At 67.7% G+C, this 18,844-nt stretch carries 19 protein-coding genes and 2 pseudogenes; 13 read left to right on the top strand and 8 right to left on the bottom strand.

From position 1 onward, the window contains the following. Window positions 1-19: 19 nt before the first annotated feature. From M3C25_RS02225 to M3C25_RS02200, 6 genes and pseudogenes are all read right to left on the bottom strand, one after another. A pseudogene (locus M3C25_RS02225) lies at window positions 20-328 on the bottom strand (Fic/DOC family N-terminal domain-containing protein); the annotation flags it as partial. Window positions 329-461: 133 nt separating this feature from the next. Next, window positions 462-2,720 carry a heavy metal translocating P-type ATPase gene (locus tag M3C25_RS02220; RefSeq protein ID WP_259854812.1) on the bottom strand — a complete coding sequence of 753 codons (2,259 nt, stop codon included), beginning with the start codon at window positions 2,718-2,720 and terminating at the stop codon, window positions 462-464. Then, the gene (locus M3C25_RS02215; RefSeq protein WP_259854810.1) at window positions 2,720-2,932 is read right to left on the bottom strand and encodes a heavy-metal-associated domain-containing protein; all 213 of its coding nucleotides are present in this window, start codon (window positions 2,930-2,932) and stop codon (window positions 2,720-2,722) included. The genes M3C25_RS02220 and M3C25_RS02215 overlap by 1 nt, the downstream gene beginning before the upstream one ends. Before the next feature lie 14 nt (window positions 2,933-2,946). Next, window positions 2,947-3,303, bottom strand: a complete 357-nt coding sequence (locus M3C25_RS02210) for a metal-sensitive transcriptional regulator (protein WP_102162456.1) — start codon at window positions 3,301-3,303, stop codon at window positions 2,947-2,949. A gap of 95 nt (window positions 3,304-3,398) precedes the next feature. Then, window positions 3,399-4,172, bottom strand: coding sequence for an aldehyde dehydrogenase family protein (locus M3C25_RS02205; RefSeq protein WP_259854809.1), 774 nt, complete (start codon window positions 4,170-4,172; stop codon window positions 3,399-3,401). Window positions 4,173-4,275: 103 nt separating this feature from the next. Beyond that, window positions 4,276-5,010, bottom strand: a pseudogene (locus M3C25_RS02200) (aldehyde dehydrogenase family protein); the annotation flags it as partial. Between the two features lie 540 nt (window positions 5,011-5,550). Between M3C25_RS02200 and M3C25_RS02195 the strand changes: the two are divergent. Continuing rightward, window positions 5,551-6,753: a cation:proton antiporter gene (locus M3C25_RS02195; RefSeq protein ID WP_259854807.1), complete on the top strand. Its 1,203-nt coding sequence runs from the start codon at window positions 5,551-5,553 to the stop codon at window positions 6,751-6,753. Window positions 6,754-6,791: 38 nt separating this feature from the next. Here M3C25_RS02195 and purB read toward each other — a convergent pair whose 3' ends face one another. After that, on the bottom strand, window positions 6,792-8,213 hold the full coding sequence (gene purB / locus M3C25_RS02190; protein ID WP_259854806.1) for an adenylosuccinate lyase: 1,422 nt from the start codon (window positions 8,211-8,213) through the stop codon (window positions 6,792-6,794). 15 nt (window positions 8,214-8,228) lie between these two features. Here purB and M3C25_RS02185 point away from each other — a divergent pair, with 15 nt between their 5' ends. From M3C25_RS02185 to M3C25_RS02155, 7 genes are all read left to right on the top strand, one after another. Continuing rightward, the gene (locus M3C25_RS02185) at window positions 8,229-8,429 is read left to right on the top strand and encodes a hypothetical protein (RefSeq protein ID WP_259795014.1); all 201 of its coding nucleotides are present in this window, start codon (window positions 8,229-8,231) and stop codon (window positions 8,427-8,429) included. A gap of 94 nt (window positions 8,430-8,523) precedes the next feature. Further along, the gene (locus M3C25_RS02180) at window positions 8,524-8,940 is read left to right on the top strand and encodes a hypothetical protein (RefSeq protein WP_259844313.1); all 417 of its coding nucleotides are present in this window, start codon (window positions 8,524-8,526) and stop codon (window positions 8,938-8,940) included. Next, complete coding sequence (locus M3C25_RS02175) at window positions 8,937-9,608, top strand: hypothetical protein (protein WP_259795017.1); 672 nt, start codon at window positions 8,937-8,939, stop codon at window positions 9,606-9,608. The genes M3C25_RS02180 and M3C25_RS02175 overlap by 4 nt, the downstream gene beginning before the upstream one ends. After that, entirely contained in the window at window positions 9,605-11,128 is a 1,524-nt protein-coding gene (locus M3C25_RS02170; protein WP_259854804.1) for a hypothetical protein, read from the top strand. Before M3C25_RS02175 ends, M3C25_RS02170 begins: the two co-directional genes overlap by 4 nt. 403 nt (window positions 11,129-11,531) lie before the next feature. Further along, complete coding sequence (gene pdhA, locus M3C25_RS02165; RefSeq protein WP_259854803.1) at window positions 11,532-12,632, top strand: pyruvate dehydrogenase (acetyl-transferring) E1 component subunit alpha; 1,101 nt, start codon at window positions 11,532-11,534, stop codon at window positions 12,630-12,632. Continuing rightward, on the top strand, window positions 12,633-13,607 hold the full coding sequence (locus M3C25_RS02160; RefSeq protein WP_259854801.1) for an alpha-ketoacid dehydrogenase subunit beta: 975 nt from the start codon (window positions 12,633-12,635) through the stop codon (window positions 13,605-13,607). An 8-nt stretch (window positions 13,608-13,615) separates the two neighbouring features. Further along, window positions 13,616-15,022 (top strand): dihydrolipoamide acetyltransferase family protein, encoded by a 1,407-nt coding sequence (locus tag M3C25_RS02155; RefSeq protein ID WP_170273771.1) that lies wholly within the window; start codon window positions 13,616-13,618, stop codon window positions 15,020-15,022. 150 nt (window positions 15,023-15,172) lie between these two features. Here the strand turns inward: M3C25_RS02155 and M3C25_RS02150 are convergent, their stop codons facing one another. Further along, complete coding sequence (locus M3C25_RS02150; RefSeq protein ID WP_259854799.1) at window positions 15,173-16,318, bottom strand: hypothetical protein; 1,146 nt, start codon at window positions 16,316-16,318, stop codon at window positions 15,173-15,175. Between the two features lie 471 nt (window positions 16,319-16,789). Here M3C25_RS02150 and rpmB point away from each other — a divergent pair, with 471 nt between their 5' ends. The 5 genes from rpmB to M3C25_RS02125 all read left to right on the top strand — a co-directional run bounded on the left by rpmB (window position 16,790) and on the right by M3C25_RS02125 (window position 18,839). Continuing rightward, complete coding sequence (gene rpmB, locus M3C25_RS02145) at window positions 16,790-17,026, top strand: 50S ribosomal protein L28 (RefSeq protein WP_102162445.1); 237 nt, start codon at window positions 16,790-16,792, stop codon at window positions 17,024-17,026. Continuing rightward, window positions 17,026-17,196, top strand: coding sequence for a 50S ribosomal protein L33 (gene rpmG, locus M3C25_RS02140; protein ID WP_102162444.1), 171 nt, complete (start codon window positions 17,026-17,028; stop codon window positions 17,194-17,196). The genes rpmB and rpmG overlap by 1 nt, the downstream gene beginning before the upstream one ends. Before the next feature lie 9 nt (window positions 17,197-17,205). Next, window positions 17,206-17,511, top strand: coding sequence for a 30S ribosomal protein S14 (rpsN, locus tag M3C25_RS02135; protein ID WP_102162443.1), 306 nt, complete (start codon window positions 17,206-17,208; stop codon window positions 17,509-17,511). A gap of 60 nt (window positions 17,512-17,571) precedes the next feature. After that, window positions 17,572-17,862: an HU family DNA-binding protein gene (locus M3C25_RS02130; protein ID WP_102162442.1), complete on the top strand. Its 291-nt coding sequence runs from the start codon at window positions 17,572-17,574 to the stop codon at window positions 17,860-17,862. A 119-nt stretch (window positions 17,863-17,981) separates the two neighbouring features. Beyond that, entirely contained in the window at window positions 17,982-18,839 is an 858-nt protein-coding gene (locus M3C25_RS02125) for a nitrilase-related carbon-nitrogen hydrolase (RefSeq protein ID WP_259854797.1), read from the top strand. Window positions 18,840-18,844: the final 5 nt, after the last annotated feature.

The raw sequence follows: 18,844 nt of genomic DNA, 5'->3' as shown, positions 1-18,844 counted from the left end.
TCCAGTCGGCACCGTCGAAGAGCGCGCGACTGTAACGGTACGCCTCCTTTGTTGCCGGAGACGCTGAGGCATCGGCGACTTGGGAGAAACGCAGCAGCTCGTCAGTGGTCGTGACGATGTTCTCGATTTCGGAGCTGGCCTGCGCTTCGATGTAGGGCAGCGAGTTGACGAGCACTTCCGGGTTCGGAATCCTTCTGCGCGCCTGGTCGAGACCGGCCAGTGCCGCCCGCGCTCCGATGGCAGCCTTGAGGATCCGGTGAGTTTCGAGCACCTCGGCTGCGGGCAGTGAGGGCAGCTCGTTGTAGGGCACCGCTGGATTCCACGACATGGTCTGAGTCTAAAGACGAACCCCGGACATTGAAAGATTTCGCCTGAATCTTTCAATGTCCGGGCAACAGTGCAAGCGCTTTTACATGTCCTCCGTGAATGCGCCCCGGCGGGCATACCCCGGTGAGCTCAGCTCAACGGAAGCGCAGCAGGCGCAGGCTGTTGAGCACGACGAATACCGAGCTCAGCGCCATCGCAGCACCGGCGATCATCGGGTTCAGCAGACCGAGCGCGGCGATCGGGATCGCAGCGGTGTTGTAGGCGAAGGCCCAGAACAGATTGCCGCGGATGATCGCCAGGGTCCGCCGGGACAGCCGGATGGCCTGCGGGATCTGTGCGAGGTCATCGCGCACGAGCGTGATGTCCGAGGCCGCGATCGCGGTGTCGGTGCCCGAGCCCATCGCCAGGCCGATATTGGCCTGCGTCAGTGCCGCGGCGTCGTTGACGCCGTCGCCGACCATCGCCACCGACCGTCCCTCAGCCTGCAGCGCAGAGACCACCTCGACCTTCCCGTCGGGGCGGACATCGGCATGCACCCGCTCGATCCCGACCTCGGAGGCGACCGCCTCGGCGACCCGGACGTTGTCACCGGTGAGCAGGATCGGCTCGAGCCCGAGTTCGCGCAGCTGCTTGATTGCAGCAATCGCAGAGTCCTTGAGCGCATCGGCGACGGCGATGCAGCCGGCGAACCGGCCGTCGATGCCGACGGCGACGATCGTCGCCGGCAGGTCCGGGACCTCGGCCGCGGGCACGTCGATGCCGTGCTCGCGCAGCAGGTCCGGCCGCCCGATGAGCACCGCGTGGGCAGGGCCGGCAGATGCTCCCGTTCCCGAGGCGGTGGTCACGGTGGCGCGCACTCCGCCGCCGGGAATGTTGGCGAAGTCGGTAACCTCGATCGCCGGAGCGGCCGTACCAGAGGTGCCGGCCGCGCCAGCGGGGGCTGCGGAGCCGGCGGCGGCGATGGCCTGGGCGATCGGGTGCTCCGAATGCGCCTCGACAGCCGCGGCGATCGCGTAATCGTCGTCTGAGAGCTGGGATTCGGCCACCTGCATGCGGCCCTCGGTGACCGTGCCGGTCTTGTCGAGCACGATCGTGTCGAGGCGCCGGGTCGATTCCATCACCTCGGGCCCGGACATCAGGATCCCGAGCTGGGAGCCGCGCCCAGAGGACACGGCGACCGCCGTCGGGGTGGCCAGGCCGAGCGCACACGGGCAGGCGATGATGAGCACCGTCGTCGCGGCGATGAGCCCGCCGGACCAGGAGCCTGCCGCCAGGCCCCAGACGAGCAGGGTCGCCGCGGCGATGACGAAGACGATCGGCACGAACACCGCCGAGATCCGGTCAGCCAGCCGCTGCACCGGCGGTTTTCCGGTCTGGGCGCGGGTGACGAGCTCGGCCATCTGCGCCAGCGTCGTCTCGGCGCCGACCCGGGTGGCGCGCACGGTGAGCGACCCGGAGGTGTTGATCGTCGCGCCGGTGACCGTGTCTCCGGGACTGACCTCGACGGGCACGGACTCTCCGGTGAGCATCGACTCATCGACCGCCGAATGCCCGCTGACCACCTCACCATCCGTGGCGACCTTCTCACCAGGGCGGACGCGGAACACCTCGCCGGCGGCCAGGTCCTCGATCGGCACCTCGACCTCGCCGGACTCGCGGATCACCCGCACTTCGGTGGCACCGAGGCTCAGCAGCTCGCGCAGCGCCTCGGTCGCCCGGCCCTTGGCGCGCTCCTCGATGAGCCGGCCGGTGAGCAGGAAGACGATGATCGCCACCGCAGCTTCGAACCACACGTGGTAGTTGTGCGGGATGTACCACAGGTGCCCGGCCGCCGCAGCCCGCGCGAGTGCGACGAGTGAGACGACGGTGGCGATGATGACGCCGACGCTCACCAGCGTGTCCATCGTCGTCGACCGGCCGCGGGCGGCCTTGTAGGCAGCCGTGTAGAACGGCCACGCACCCCAGGTGACGACCGGCAGGCTGAGGGCTGCGACGAGCCACTGCCAGCCGGGGATCCCCAGCCCCATGCCCATCGAGATGACGACGACGGGCAGGCCGAGGATTGCCGATCCGATGAGCCGTGGGCGCAGGTGCCGTGGGTCGTAGTCGATGACCTCCGGGCCGCGGCCTGGGGCCATGGGCGTGCGCACCGTCGCCGAATATCCAGCCTTCTCGACAGCAGCGGTCAGCTGCTCATCGGTCACGTCCGGGCCGGCGGTGACGCGGGCGGAGTTGAGCGGCAGGTTGACGGTCGCTTCGACGCCGTCGAGTCGGTTGAGCTTCTTCTCGATCCGCGCCGAACACGACGCGCACGTCATCCCGGTGATGTCGAGATCGACGCTGCGGGGCTGCTCGGCAGGACGGGTGCGATCGGCAGCGGGGCCGGCGCTCATCAGCGAACCTCGTAACCGGCCTCATCGACGGCGGCTTCGATGGCGACAGCTGAGAGCTCGGCATCTGATGCGATGCGCACGGTCGAGTCGCCGCCGGCGACCAGGTCGACCTCGACGCTGCGGACGCCGTCGAGCGCGCTGAGCTCCTCCTTCACGGCGCGCTCACAGTGCTCGCAGGTCATGCCGGAAACGGTGATGGTGGTGGTGTGCATGGGATTCTCCCTTCTCAGCTCTTGATGAGCCGTCGGATGGCGGCGGTGGCCTCGTCAACCTTGGCAGCCGCTGCCTCCGGGGACTCCTGGGCAGCGGAGACGACGCAGTGACCCATATGCTCGCGCAGCAGCTCGACCGACACCGAGTGCAGGGCGGCGGTGGCGGCAGAGATCTGCGTGAGGATGTCGATGCAGTAGGTGTCTTCTTCGATCATCCGGCCGATCCCGCGCACCTGTCCTTCGATGCGCTTGACCCGGTTGCGGAAGGCCTGCTTGTCCTTCAGATAACCCGGGGGCGCCGGGGTGTAGGCACCGGCTGCCGGGCTGTTCGTGTCCGGGCCCGAGGCGGGGGCTGGGTTCGTCTGTGTCATGACGCGATTCTATACCCTCTAGGGGTATCAATCAACGGGGTCTGCGGCTGCTGTGCGGTGCGGGACATAGCTGGCCGTGAGACGTGAGCGTGAGCTCAGCGCATGCGCAGAGCCCGCAGCGCGGCGAGTGCAGTCGTCATCGTGTGCTGGAAGCGCTCGGCCGGCAGCCGGTCACTGGGGGCCAGCGGGTGCAGCGCCTGCCGGGCGATCGCACGTGTGCGGGTGAAGGCGAGCAGCGCCTCGGTCCCGTGCCGGTGCCCGAGCCCAGAGTCCTTGATGCCTCCAGACGGCGCCGCAATCGAACCCCACACCGCGGCGAAGGCCTCGTTGATATTCACCATTCCGGCCTCGACCTGCCGGGCGACCTGCCAGCCGTGGGACGCCGAGGTGGAGATGACGCTGGCATTGAGCCCGACGTCAAGGCTGTTGGCTGCAGTGATGGCCTCAGCATCGGAGGCCACTGGGTAGACGCTGACCACCGGCCCGAAGGTCTCTGCGGCGAAGAGGTCGGCGTCGGCTGTGACGTCGGTGAGCACGGTTGGGGCGTACATCCACGGCCCGGCCTCCGTGCTCAGGTAACCCCCACAGCGCACCGTGGCGCCTGCTGCGCGGGCCTGCTCGACATGACCGTGGACCTTCTTCACCTGCGCAGCCGACGTCAGCGAACCGAGATCGCGCGAATAGTCGAACGCCGCCCCCTGCTGCAGGGATTCGGCGGCGGAGACGAGCCGATCGACGAACTCCCCGTAGCGTTCGCCGGCGACGTAGATCCGCTCGATCGACAGGCACAGCTGCCCGGCAGAGGAGAACGCCCCGCGCGCGGCACAGTCCACAGCGGTGTCCATATCGGCGTCGGCGCAGACGATCATCGCGTTCTTGCCCCCGAGTTCCAGGACAGCCGGAATGAGCCTGGCCGGCCACCGCCTCGGCGATGGCCCGGCCGGCCGCCGTCGATCCGGTGAACGACAGCCCGTCGACCCCGGCCAGCATCGGTTCGGAGACATCCTCCACCGGGCCGGGCACCAGCTGCCACAGATCGCGCGGAAGGCCCGCTTCAATCGCGAGCTGGCGCATGAGCACAGCCGAAAGGACCGTCTGCGAATCGGGCTTGTGGACGACCGCGTTGCCGGCGATGAGCGAGGCGACGAGGTCGTTGGCGCCCAGGGACAGCGGATAGTTCCACGGCGAGACGAACCCGATGACCCCGAGCGGCGCGTAATCGACCTCGGTGCGGGTCAGCCCGGGCACAGCACCGCGCCGGCGCGTCGTGCGCAGTGTGCGCGGGGCGGCAAGCGCGGTGAATCGGCAGACGTTGTAGGAGTCGAGCACCTCGTCGTAGGCGTGCTGGCGGGCCTTGCCGGTCTCGGCCTGGACGACGTCGAGGAGCAGCTCCTCGCTGCGCCGGATCAGATCGTGCAGGGTGAGGAACACTGCCGCGCGCTCACGCACACTGCGGGCAGCCCACGCTGTCTGCGCGCGTGAGGCGCGGGCGATCGCAGCCTCCACATCAGCGGCGCTCGCCCCGGCGAAAGCCGTCAGCGGCTCACCGGTGAAAGGCAGGTTCGCGATGGTCTGCGCGCCGGTTCCGGCGGCGTCTCGCAGTGGGTCGCCTGCGAGGAATTCACGCAGTCGGGCCGACAGCTCGATCGGATGGGCAGCCGCCCGGGTGTCGGTCAGCGGGGCGGTCTCCTCGGCGCCTGTGCTCATGTGCCCAGTGTCTCATCCATTTCCGGTGAGGCGGCTGGACTGCGCCCATGGCCACACCGATCCCAGCCCCAGACTGGGTGACGGTGGCAGGCGGAGGTTGGGTCGCCCCGTATGCGGCCGGCACCGACAGGCTGCCCGCCATCGTCTGGCCGACCGGCCTCGCCCGCAGCCCCGCTGAGGGACCGAGGAGGTTCAGACCTCGCTGAACACATCGGCCGCATCCACATCGTCGCAGGCGATCAGCTCGCTGGAACCTGAGAGACCTGCCGGGGCTCGGGTGGAACGTCGAAACCGGGATGACCCACCCGGAGCACATCCCTTCTCCGGGGGCTCTCGGCGCCTCAGATGCCTGGCAGCCGTATGCCGGCATGAGCCCGGGTCAGATGGCACCGTGGCGCGTCTGCTACACCCTTTCCATGCGTGGCCGATCATCGTGGCGGCCGCGCAGATCGGCTATTGGGTGCGCCGCCGCTGAGGACCTTCCGGTCATCGGCGCGGTCGCAGGTAGCGTAGGACCAAGTCGAAGGAGGAAGCAGGTTCATGCACGAGTCTCACATGCTCGTCGACAATCTCCTGTCGATGTGGTGGATCGCGATCGCCGCCGTGCTCGCACCGATCCTCGCGCTCACCACCAGACGCCTCGTGCCCGATGTCGTGTGGCTGCTGGTGTTCGGTATCGTCATCGGGCCGCACGCCCTCGGCCTGGCCGACAGCACCGAGGCCGTCGAGTTTCTCCGGGAACTCGGCATCGGCTTCCTCTTCCTGCTCGCAGGTTTCGAAGTGAACACCTCGGACATGCGCGGCCGTCAGGGCCGGCACGCGGCACTGACGTGGGTCCTCTGTGCGCTGCTCGGCGTCGGCGCCGGATTCCTCGTGCTCCAGGGTGACTGGCAGGTCGCGATCGTCTTCGGCATCGCCTCCACCTCGACTGCCCTCGGCACCCTGCTGCCGATCCTCAAGGACTCCGGCGTGATGGATTCTCCGCTCGGCCGGGCGGCCATGGTCCATGGCGCATACGGCGAGCTGCTGCCGATCGTGGCGATGTCCCTGCTGCTGTCCACCCGCGGCACCTGGCAGGCGGCGCTGATCCTCCTGTTCTTCGCCGTCGCCGCAGTGGTGACTGTCGCGATCCCGGTGCGGATCTTCCGCCGGATCCCGCTGCTCGGACGGGCCTTCGGAGCGGCCTCGAACTCGACGATGCAGACAACGCTGCGCATCACCGTCTGGGTGCTCATCTCCCTCATGCTGCTGACGGCACTGCTGGAACTCGATGTCGCTCTCGGCGCATTTGCCGCCGGGCTCCTCATGAACGCGTCCCTGCGCGCGGCCTCGCCCCGCCACGCCGAGGAGGTCATGCACAAGATCGAAATCGTCGGATTCAGCTTCCTCATCCCGGTCTTCTTCGTCACCAGCGGAATGACCATCGATCTTGCTGCCGTACTCGCTCAGTGGCCGCTGCTCGTCGGCTTCGTGACGGTCATCGGATTGGTGCGCGGTTTGCCGGTCTTCCTGCGCGAGCAGCTGACATCGACGCATTCCGAGCTGGGATCGGTCCGTGAGCGGGCAGCACTGGGTTTCTACTCGGCGACCGGTTTGCCCATCATCGTCGCTGTCACCCAGATCGCAGCATCGTCGGGCCTCATTTCCACGACGATGGCCTCGACCATGGTCACCGGAGGAGCGGTGACGGTGCTTGTATTCCCGTTCATCGCCTCTCGTCTCACGCCGCGTCCGGCGGGGTGAGACAGGGGCGGTGAGTCACGGGGTCGTCGTCACCGCGTTCAGCGCGCGACTGCACGCCAGGCGGCCACCGCCTCGGCTGCGATCTTGGCGGCCAGGCCGGTGTAGGTCGCCGGGCTGAGCGCAGCGAGGCGGTCCGCGTCCTCCTGCGGCAGCCCGAGGCTGTGGATGAAGGACTGCAGTTCGGCCCGGTCGACGCGGTGCCCGCGGGTGAGGTCCTTGAGTTTCTCGTACGGGTTGTCCATACCCGGCACTCCGGTGAGATAGGCCGCACGCATGACCGACTGGATCGCCTCGGCGAGCACCTCCCAGTTGCTCTCAAGGTCCGCATCGAGGGCGTCGGTGTCGATCGCGAGCTTCTCCAGGCCCTTGACGAGGTTGCCCAGCGCGAGCACCGAGTGGCCGAGCGCCACGCCGATGTTGCGCTGGCTGGTCGAGTCGGTGAGATCGCGCTGCATCCGCGAGGTCACGAGCGTCTCAGCGAGCGTGTCGAGCAGCGAACAGGAGATCTCGAGGTTCGCCTCGGCGTTTTCGAACCGGATCGGGTTGACCTTGTGCGGCATCGTCGACGAGCCGGTCGCGCCCTCGACGGGGATCTGCTTGAAGTAGTGGATCGAGATGTAGGTCCACATGTCGGTGGCGAGGTTGTGGGCGATCCGGTTGAACCGGGCGATGTCGGCGAACAGCTCCGCCTGCCAGTCATGCGACTCGATCTGCGTGGTGACCGGATTGAAGGTCAGCCCGAGCTTCTCGACGAACTCACGGGCAAGGGCAGGCCAGTCCGCCTCGGGGACGGTGACCGTGTGCGCCGAGTAGGTGCCGGTCGCGCCGTTGATCTTGCCGAGGAACTCGGTGTCGCGGATCCGCTCGTACTGGCGGCGCAGCCGGTGGACGAACACGCCGAGCTCCTTGCCCATCGTCGACGGGGTCGCCGGCTGACCGTGGGTGTGGGAGAGCATGGGCACCGAGGCCAGCTCCTCGGCCATCGAAGCGAGCTGGTCGATGAGCGCAGCTGCCCGCGGCAACCAGATGTCCTCGACCGCGCCCTTGATGCCGACACCGTAGGAGAGGTTGTTGATGTCCTCGGACGTGCAGCAGAAGTGCACGAGCTCCGAGAGGTCATCAGCACCGATCGACGACAGCGCTTCCTTGATCGTGTATTCGACGGCCTTGACGTCGTGGACGGTGACGGCCTCGAAAGTCGCCAGCTGTTCGATGGTCTCCTGGCCGTAGTTCTCGACGATTCCGCGCAGCTGCGACTTCTCGTCATCGAGGAGTTCGCGCGTGCCGGGCACCACGCGGTTGTCGGCCAGATGGATGAACCATTCGACCTCGACGTGGATGCGGTTGCGGTTGAGCGCGGCCTCCGACAGGTAATCCAGCAGCGGGGCGGCGTCGGCGCGGTAGCGGCCGTCGAGGGGTCCAAGGGCAAGGTCAAGCGAAGAGAGCGATGCGCGAGTCATGGCCCCTATCATCTCATGCGGCGGGTCCGGACGGGACTGCGCGGTGAGCGCGGCGACATCGTCGCTGTCATCGAGACCGTCGCTGAACCGCTGGAGCTGCCCCTCGGGTGTGAAGGCAGCGACGAGACAGCTGATGAGACTGCTGAACGCATCTGCTCCGAGCTGCAGGACAACCTCGCACAGCCGTCGTTCGCGCGGGGTGAGCTGCGCGGCTGACGCCCGGTCCGAGCCGCGTGTGGACGCGCAGGCGTCATCCACACCCCGCGCCCGAGGCGGTGCCCACCATGACAGCGCGGGTGAGACTTCCGGCATGGGTGGACACGCAGGGTACGTCTGGCCGGTGGCCAAGCCGATCGTCGACAAGGCGGTCGGCAAGACCATCGAGGTCGGCAAGGCCGGCAGGGAGTGGGCAGAAGACCAGATCGATGAGCACATCATCGAACCGCATCTCATGCCAGCACTCGAAGGCCTGCTTGCCGATGTCGAACAGTCGCAGGCAGCGTGGATGCGCGTGGCCGAGGAATGCGCCAGAGCCGAGGCGGTGTGCCGGCAATCGGGTTCCGTCGGCTGGGTCTCATCCGCCGCCGAGGTGTTCCGCGAGCGGATCGACGAACACGCCCGTGAGGTCGGGTCACTCGCCACAGAGGCCCAAGCCGTCGTCGAAGCCTACGACCACTACCTCGCTGAGCTGCGCAGCTCACCGGTCGGTCAGGCGCTGGGCCTATGAGCACGCACGCACCCGAGCGCCACGCATGGCTGCCGATCGCCGCTGCAGCTCTCACCTGTCTGGACGCCGCTGACCTGGCACACTGGCCACCGGCCTTCATCCCAGAGCAGCGAGCGCGCACGACTCCGCTCGATGATGCCTCCGCGATCGCTGCCGGTGAGCAGCTGCCGAGCGCAGCGCAGATGGAGGATTGGGTGCGGCAGGCCAGCACCGTGCTGGCCGCCGGACGCCTGCGATGGAGTGTGAGCATCACCCTGGACGAACGAGAGCTCTTCATCGTCGCAGCCCTCCTCGGCCACACCTGTGTGCTGCTGTGCCGCCAGCACACCCCCGATCAACCTGCACCAGCCGGGTTCATCGGCACCACCTGCGCCCCGGCGGAGATCGGCGATGTCATCACGGCTCTCATTCCCGATGACGGGCAGCGCACCGTCACTTGCCTTTTGAGCGATCGCATCGACCCGGTCCGGGCCCGCCGGTGGGTCATCCACGACTGCCCGGACTGCCCGCACGGAGTGAGCGCGCTGCTCGGTGCTGACGTGTGGGAGCAGATGCACGCAGAACTGGGCGGCACCGGATTCCAGCAGTGGATCCGCACCCGCATGGCAGGCGACCTCATCGCCGCCACCGCAGCCCTGGCCGTCGACGAGGAGGAGATCCGGCGATGAGCGACATCCAGGTCAGCGGCGGTGCCGGCGGCATCCACGCCCACCTCAACGACTTCGACCGCACCGCTGAAGTCCTCATCTCCACGGCAGGCGACCTCGGCGCTGTGCTGCGCGGGGCGGCGGCGTCGGACGCCACGATCTCCCGCCTCGTCATCAGCCCACTGGCCATGCCAGCCGCCCTCCAGCTGCAGGGCCGCATCAACGACTTCCTGCTGCGCAGCGGATCGACAGCCGGTTCGCTGCTGCTGACCGCCGGGGCACTGAGCAACAGCGCTGCCGCCTACCGGGCCAGCGAACAGGCAGCAGAGGAGATCTTCTCCCGCGCGGCCACCGCTGCCGGCGTCGCACTCGGCCACATGGCCCGCACCGCCGTCGTCGCCGGAGCCGGGATCGGGCTTGCCGTCGGCGCTGCCGTGCTGACCAACCCCATCACGCTCATCGTCGCCGGAGGTACCGCGCTGCACCTCATCACGACGGGAAAGCACACGGTCCTAGCCGATGCCGCCGGCCGGGAACTGGAGAAGATCGGCACCGCGCTCGCCCACCATCCCGAGTTCGCCCAGCCGCTCATCGAACACGTCCTGCCCGGCTTCATCGGCGGGTTCCTCGGCCTGCCCGGCCCGCTGAGCACCGTCACCGGCCCGCAGTCGACAGAGGATCTCGCCGGGATCATCCTCATCGCCGGCCGTCAGTTCGGTCTGTTCGACTCCACTGACGTCACCGTCACCGGCGGCAAGCACCGGCAGCCGGATCCGCAGCGGGCCACCGCGCCGAAGGACGCCACCGAACTGCTCGAACGCACCCTGGACTCCCACCGCGGCAAGGACAACGGGGATGTGCAGATCGAGAAGATCGTCGACGCAGACGGCGACACCCGCTGGATCATCTACGTCCCAGCCACCACCGACTGGAGCGCGGACCCCAGCCGCAATGGCACAGATATGACGACGAACGTCGAAACCGCAGCCGGATACGACAGCGTCATGCGCGAAACCGTCAGGCAGGCGATCGAGGACGCCGGCATCCCGCCCGGTGACGAGGTGATGATCACCGGGTTCTCCCAAGGCGGCATGACCGCCGCGAGCCTCGCGGCCGATCCGGAGTTCCGCAAGCGGGTCAACGTCTCCGCCGTCATGACCACCGGCAGCCCGGTCGGGGACTTCGACATCCCCGACGGCATCGAGGTGCTCTCCCTCGAACACGCCCAGGACATCGTGCCGACTCTCGACGGGACCGACAACCCGGCAGGACAGGACCGGACGACCGCCCGAGTCGAACTCGACTACGAGGCGCTGCGGGATCACCCGATGTTCGACGGCAAGACCGATGCGGAGATCGACGCCGCGCTCGCCAGCCCCGGGTTCGCCCACAACGGGACCCTGTACACCGAGAGCATGGCCAAACTGCTCGCCTCTGGAGACCCGAGTGTCGACGCGTGGGCCACCGGCAGCGCTGCCGGATTCTTCGCCGGCACGACGACCGCCCGATACTCCTACAAGGGCACGCGCAGGCAGCATTGACACACATGGCAGAGACGCTTCTCAGAAGGTTCCCAGCCGACATTTAGTCGGGTGTCCAAGCAATTGTTCGACAACGTCAAAAACCCTGCCCCCACCTCGGCGGCGGCCTACCAGGGACGGGGTGGTGACCCTACGCTGGAAGCAGGTCGGTGCACGGCCGCGCCACCGCTTCGGAGCACCCATTCGAGGCAACCCGTCAGCTTGGCACACACCATGCGAATCCGTTAGTGTGTGACCACATTGTGAAATGTCTCACTGCCGGGGCTGGGTGCACAACCGCGCCGACCCCACTGGTTCGGACCGCTTCGCCGACGAACTCGGTCAGCGGCCACGACGTTAGGAGAACGCCATGACATCGAATATTGCGCAGGGCGCCAGCCCTGATATTGGGTCGGGCCCGCGAATGATTCAGATGCTGACTCCCGAAGGCGAACGTGTCAGCTCGGGAGAATACGACGCTTTCGCTGCAGAACTCACCGACGAGGATCTGCGTGGTTTCTACAAGGACATGGTGCTCGTGCGCCGCGTCGACGCTGAGGGCAACGCCCTGCAGCGCCAGGGCCAGCTCGGCCTGTGGGCCCCGCTGCTCGGCCAGGAGGCCGCCCAGATCGGCATGGGCCGCGCCAGCCGCCCCCAGGACTTCGTCTTCCCGACCTACCGCGAGCACGGCCTGGCATGGTGCCGTGGCGTTCCGCCGGAGACCCTGCTGGGCATGTTCCGCGGCCAGAACCACTCCGGCTGGGATCCGCAGGCACTGCGCTTCCACACCTACACGATCGTCATCGGCTCCCAGACCCTGCACGCCACCGGTTACGCCATGGGCATCCAGATGGACGGCGACGTCGGGACCGGCGACCTGGAGCGCGATGCTGTGTCGATCGCCTGCTTCGGCGACGGTGCGACCAGCCAGGGCGACGTGTCCGAGGCGCTGACCTTCGCCGGCGCTTTCAACGCACCGGTGCTCTTCTTCTGCCAGAACAACCAGTGGGCGATTTCGGAGCCGACCAGCGTGCAGACGCCGGCTCCGCTCTACACCCGCGGTCAGGGCTTCGGTGTGCCCGGCGTGCGCGTCGACGGCAACGACCCGATCGCCATGTACGCCGTCTCCCGCGCCTCGCTCGACTCGGTGCGCGCCGGCCACGGCCCGATGCTCATCGAGGCGTTCACCTACCGGATGGGTGCTCACACCACGGCTGACGACCCGACGAAGTACCGTGACGACGCGGTCACCGAGGAGTGGAAGGCCAAGGATCCGATCAAGCGCCTGCGCATCTACCTGGAGAACGAGACCGACACCGGCGAGGACTTCTTCACCTCTGTCGATGAGGAAGCTGACGCGCTGGCCGCCCGCATCCGTGAGGCCTGCGTGTCCATGGTCGAGCCGGACGTCTCGGAGATCTTCGACAACGTCTTCGAAGACCCGCACCCGCTCATCGAAGAGGAGAAGGCAGCCTACCTCGACTACCTCGACTCGTTCGCCGACACAGCTGAAGGAGCGCGGTAAATGACGACTCTGGCGCTGTCCAAAGCGATCACCGCAGGCCTGCGCAAGGCGATGGAGGACGACCCGAAGGTCGTCCTCATCGGTGAGGACATCGGAAAGCTCGGCGGCGTCTTCCGCGTCACCGAGGGTCTGCAGAAGGACTTCGGCGAGCATCGGGTCATCGACTCGCCGCTGGCCGAATCCGGCATCGTCGGCACCTCGATCGGCATGGCTGTGCGCGGCTATCGCCCGGTCGTCGAGATCCAGTTCGATGCCTTCATCTTTCCGGCCTACGACCAGATCGTCACTCAGCTGGCGAAGCTGCACAACCGCACGCTCGGCCAGGAGAACGTCCCGGTCGTCATCCGCGTGCCCTACGGCGGCGGCATCGGCTCCCCGGAGCACCACTCCGAAAGCCCCGAGGCCGTCTTCGCCCACCATGCCGGACTGCGGATCATCTCGCCGTCGACCCCGCATGACGCCTACTGGATGATCCAGGAGGCCATCAAGAGCCCGGACCCGGTCATGTACTTCGAGCCCAAGCGCCGCTACTGGATGCGCGGGGACGTCGACATGGACAACCGCGGTCTCGATGTGCACTCCGCCCAGGTCGTCACCGAGGGCACCGACGTCACGCTCGTCTCCTACGGCCCGCTCATGCCGCCTGCCGCTGATGCGGTCGCTGCTGCGGCCGAGGAGGGCACGAGCATCGAGCTCATCGACCTGCGCTCACTCAACCCGATCGACTTCGACACCATCGAAGCCTCGGTGAAGACGACCGGCCGGCTCGTCATCGCGCACGAGGCCCCGGTGTTCCTGGGCCTGGGCTCGGAGATCGCCGCCCGGATTACCGAACGCTGCTTCTTCCACCTCGAAGCGCCCGTGCTGCGGGTCGGCGGCTTCCACACCCCGTATCCGGGTTCGAAGCTCGAGCACCACTACCTGCCTGACCTCGATCGCATCCTCGACGGTGTCGATCGCGCCCTCGCCTACTAAGGACCTGCATGTCGAACCTCTTCAACCTCCCCGACGTCGGCGAAGGTCTCACCGAAGCCGATATCGTCTCGTGGAAGGTGGCAGTCGGCGACGCTGTCACCGTCAACCAGATCCTCGTTGAGATCGAGACCGCCAAGTCGCTTGTCGAACTGCCCAGCCCGCAGGCCGGGACCATCTCCGCCCTCCTCGTCGAGGAAGGCCAGACCGTCGAGGTCGGCACCCCGATCATCGAATTCGACGGTGACGGCTCCGGTGCTGGCGGCGGATCCGATGCCGGTGCAGCCGGCGAGCAAGCCGAAGGCGGCCAGGCTGAGAAGTCCGGTGACTCCAGCGATGGCAGCGCCGGCCCGAACCTCGTCGGCTACGGCGTACGTGCGGACTCCTCGAAGCGCCGCCCGCGCAAGACCCAGGCGGCCAAGCCCGCCCAGACCGAGGCACCGTCCCGCGAGGTGCCCGAGGTGCAGGAAGAGCCGGGACAGCCGGCCGAAGCCGCACCGCAGGAGCAGCCCGGCGGTACCGGCGCAGAGCGCCCGAAGGTGCTCGCCAAGCCGCCGGTGCGCAAGCTGGCCAAGAGCAAGGGCATCGACCTGCTCGACGTGACCCCGACCGGTGCCCGCGGTGAAGTCACCCGCGACGACCTGCTGCGCCACATCGAATCCGGCGGATCGGCTGCCCAGCCGGCCACCGCCTCGGCGCCGGCAGCCGGCCAGCAGCCAGCGACCGGAACCGAGGAGCGGATCCCGTTCAAGGGCGTCACGAAGTTCATGGCCCAGGCCATGGTCGACTCCGCCTTCACCGCCCCGCACGTCACCGAGTTCCTCGACGTCGACGTCACTGCGATGATGGAGCTGGTCAAGCGGCTGAAGACGAAGAAGCAGCTCGGCGAGGACGTGCGCGTCTCCCCGCTGCTCATCGTTGCCAAGGCCGTGTGCTGGGCTGCGCTGCGCAACCCGCGGATCAACTCGTGCTTCGACGGTGACGACATCGTCGTCAAGCACTACGTCAACCTCGGCATCGCCGCGGCCACCCCGCGCGGACTCATCGTGCCCAACATCAAGGGCGCCCACGCGATGGGACTGCGCGACCTGGCCCTCGAACTCGGCGAGCTGACCGCCACGGCGCGGGCCGGCAAGACGGCACCGGCCGATCAGGCCGGCGGCACGATCACCATCACCAACGTCGGCGTGTTCGGCGTCGACGCCGGCACCCCGATCATCAACCCGGGAGAGGCGGCGATCCTGGCCTTCGGCCAGGTCCGCAAGCGCCCATGGGTCGTCGATGATGAGATCGTCGCCCGCGACATCACGACGCTGGCGGTCTCAGCCGATCACCGGCTCGTCGACGGTGAGGTCATCTCGATGTTCCTCGCCGACGTCGGCCGGGCACTCGAAGACCCGGCGCTCATGCTCATGTGAGTGAGGTGACTCTGCACTGACACAGCGGGCTCGCTCCCTTTTCGGGGCGGGCCCGCTGTCGTGTGTGGGCGCCTGCCGGTCATTGCCGGGGCAGGAAGGTCCAGGGTGCCGGGGACTGAGAAGCTCAGGGCTGCCGGGGGATAGGGAGGCTTACGGGTTCAGCTTCGTTGTGCCCTCGGGGCCTTCGGTGGAGGAGATCTTCTTGGCGAAGCAGTTGTCGCGGTCGATGCCGAGCTCCTGGCACTTGGTAAGTGCGGCCTCCGGGTCGTCATAGGGCTCATTGAGCACGGTGATCCAGTAGTCCTCGAGCCGGAAGCTCGACCACTGCGAGCTGTTGAGCAGCACCGCCTCCGGATGCTGGGCGCGCAGCGCCTCGAACTCCTCCAGGATCGCCTCATCGGTCCACGTCTGCTGCTCGGTCGTCAGGCCCACCTGCTTGGCGCTCAGCTGCACCACCCAGTGCCCGTCGAGTTTCGAGGCGACGGTCGCGTGGTCGTTCTGCGCCAGCTCCTTGAGCTGCTCGGCAGCCGGGACCGAGGTCTCGCCACCGTCGGTGCCCTCTGCGCTGGGCTCCTGGGTCGGCTGGAGGTCCTCATCCGGGCCGAGCAGCGGCAAACCGAGGAACACGGCAACAGCCACGAGCACGGTCGCAGCGATCGCCGCGACAACCGTCATTCCGGTGCGCCGGCGACGGTTGGATGCCGGCGGGCCGGCAGGGCCGGGCGGGCCAGTCGGGGAGTCGTTCTGTGCGATGCGCTGCTCACCGGTGTGGGCGGCGATGTACTCGTAATAGGTCGAGCGGTCATCGGCAGCCGAGGCGCCGGGTGCCGGATGGCCGGCCGAGGCGTCGGCGGGCGTGGTCCCGGCTGGGGGTGCCGACTGTGCCGCTGCGGCCGCGGCTGCTGCGGTGCCTGCCGGCTGCTGGGCCAGCAGCGCGGCCACCGGATAGAACTTCCCGTCCGAGGCCTGATAGTAGTCCTGGCCGTCAGCGGCCCGGTAGTACAGCTGCCCGGCCGGGCTGGACCAGTAGCCCTGCGGCAGGCCCGGATGCGCACCGGCCGCCCCACCGGGGGTGCCGGCCGCCGGTCCGGAGGCGGGCGCGGCGGCGGCCGCGCTGGCAGCCGGGCTCGGCTCGGGTTCGCGATCCCACTTCTCGCTCTGCGCCGGGCGGATGCGCGGGCGCGCCGACTGGGGGGTGGGTTCAGCAGGGTCGGTGCGCGGCGCCTCGGGAGCGGGCGACGGAGGCGGGCTCTGGGGTGAGCCTTCGGGGCGTGGCGGGATGGCCGGCCCGGTCATCGCCGGCCCTTCGAATCACGCCTGCGTGCACCGGATGCAGCATCCTCGCACATGCGAACACTGTCCATGTCCATATACATTGGCAGAGGCTACTATCGAGTTCAACTGAATTTGCCTGCGACGCGCGCGCATCAGTAAGATGTTCTCTTGTTGACTCGTCAGACAGCACCGCTGTCCTGATGATCGTGCTCATTGAGCGCTGCACGATAGCTTCGGCCCTCTCTCACAGGCCTCAACGGCTTCAGCGCTGGTGAGACATCACGCCGCTCAAGCGGCGTACACAAACCCTTCACCGGGGTTTCATTCACGCCACCGCAGTGTGTTCCACGGGTGTGCACCGGCCTGCCTGCGCAGGCGGTGCATCTGGAATGCAGCACCGGTGACGACGATGTGTTGATGTCTTCGGCGAACCCGCCCCCGCGCCCGCACGGCGCAGCGGATTCCGCCGCTCAAGTGAACTGGAGGAGAGAAATGGCAGCAACCTGCCAGGTGACCGGAGCAGTTCCCGGTTTCGGACACAATGTGTCCCACTCGAACCGCCGCACCAAGCGCCGGTTCAACCCGAACATTCAGAAGAAGCGCTACTACGTGCCCTCGCTGCGCAAGACCGTGACCCTCAATGTGTCCGCCAAGGGCATGAAGGTCATCGACGCACGCGGCATCGACGCTGTGGTGACCGAACTCATTGCTAAGGGAGTGAAGCTCTGATGGCAGCAAAGACCAAGGACATCCGTCCGATCATCAAGCTCAAGTCCACTGCCGGCACGGGCTACACCTACGTCACCCGCAAGAACCGCCGCAACAACCCGGACCGCATCGTGCTGAAGAAGTACGATCCCGTCGTCCGCAAGCACGTAGATTTCCGAGAGGAGCGCTGAGCGCACACAATGGCTAAGAAGTCCAAGATCGCACGCAACAAGCAGCGCGCTGAGATCGTCGAGCGCTACGCCGAGCGCCGCGCAGAGCTCAAGCGCCAGCTTGTCCACCCTGATTCCACCGACGAGCAGCGCGAGGAGGCCCGCCTGGGTCTGCAGAAGCTCCCGCGCGATGCCTCGCCGATCCGCCTGCGCAATCGCGACCAGGTCGACGGTCGTCCGCGCGGCTACCTCCGCAAGTTCGGACTGTCCCGTGTGCGCTTCCGTGAGATGGCACATCGCGGAGAACTGCCCGGAGTTACCAAGTCGAGCTGGTAATCTCTGGTAAGTTCGGTATCGGTGAATCAACCGACCTATGTCCTGAAGGAGGACAACCTTATGGCTAAGAACCGCAGTGAACTCGTTTCCGAGGTTGCCGAGAAGACCGATCTGACCCAGAAGCAGGTGTCGGACGTCCTCGACGGTGTGTTCGAGTCGTTCAGCGAGGTCGTCAAGAACGGCGACAAGCTGACCATCCCGGGCTGGCTGTCCGTTGAGCGCACCGAGCGTGCAGCTCGCAAGGGCCGCAACCCGCGCAGCGGCGAAGAGATCCAGATCCCCGCTGGCTACTCGGTGAAGCTCTCGGCCGGATCGAAGCTCAAGGCAGCTGCCGGCTCGCCCAAGAAGTGACCTCCTCTTCCGGATACGGAACTTCGGGAAGCGCCCCGGGCCCCGCCGGTCCCGGGCGCTTCTGCGTCCACCCCGCCCCGGCTTTGGCCGCCCCGAAGCGCGCGACTACCCTAGAGGGCATGCGAGTTTCTGCGATTCAGCTGGCTTACACCGACCGTGAGGACCAGTCTGCGCGCATCCGCCGGGCCGCCGCCCTGGCCGCCTCCCAGCACGAGGCCGACCTCATCGTGCTGCCCGAACTCTGGTCCGCCGGCGCCTTCGACTACCGCGCCTGGGGCACCCGCGCCGAATCCGTCGCCACCGGCCCGACCATCGCCGCGCTGGCGGCGATCGCCCGCGAGACCGGCGCCTACATCCACGCCGGATCCATCCTCGAAGCCACCGACGAAGCCCAGGCCCGCCTCGCAGCCGCAGGCGGAGACATCACGGCTCTCGGGGAGATCCCCGACAGCCAGCGCGGCCTTTACAACACCTCAGTCCTCCTCGACCCCGCCGGCGAGGTGGTGGCCACCTACCGCAAGATCCACCGGTTCGGGTTCGGTGCAGGCGAGCCGACGCTGCTCGACGCCGGTGAGGACATCGTCACCTGCCCCATCACCGCAGGCGGCCGCGAGATCACCCTCGGCCTGGCGACCTGCTACGACCTGCGCTTCCCGGAGATGTTCCGCGCACTCGTCGACGCCGGGACCGAGGTGGTGGTTGTGCCTGCCGCATGGCCGGCCGCACGTGTCGACCACTGGAGCCTCTTCGCCCGCGCCCGAGCCGCAGAGGACTTCACCGCCCTCATCGCCTGCAACACCGCCGGCTACCACGCCCGCACCCAGATGGGCGGCCGCTCGGTCATCGTCGACGCCGCCGGCGTCGTCCTCGCCGAGGCGGGGCCGGACGCGACCATCCTGTCTGCCCACATCGACATCGACGCGATCGCCCAGCGCCGCGAGAGCTTCCCAGCGCTGGCCGACCGGCGGCTGAGCTGAAGGCC

This window comes from Brevibacterium luteolum (genome assembly GCF_025147615.1).
Lineage (GTDB): Bacteria > Actinomycetota > Actinomycetes > Actinomycetales > Brevibacteriaceae > Brevibacterium > Brevibacterium luteolum.
Note: the sequence above shows the minus strand (reverse complement) of the source record. Positions and strands in the feature narration are given on the sequence as shown.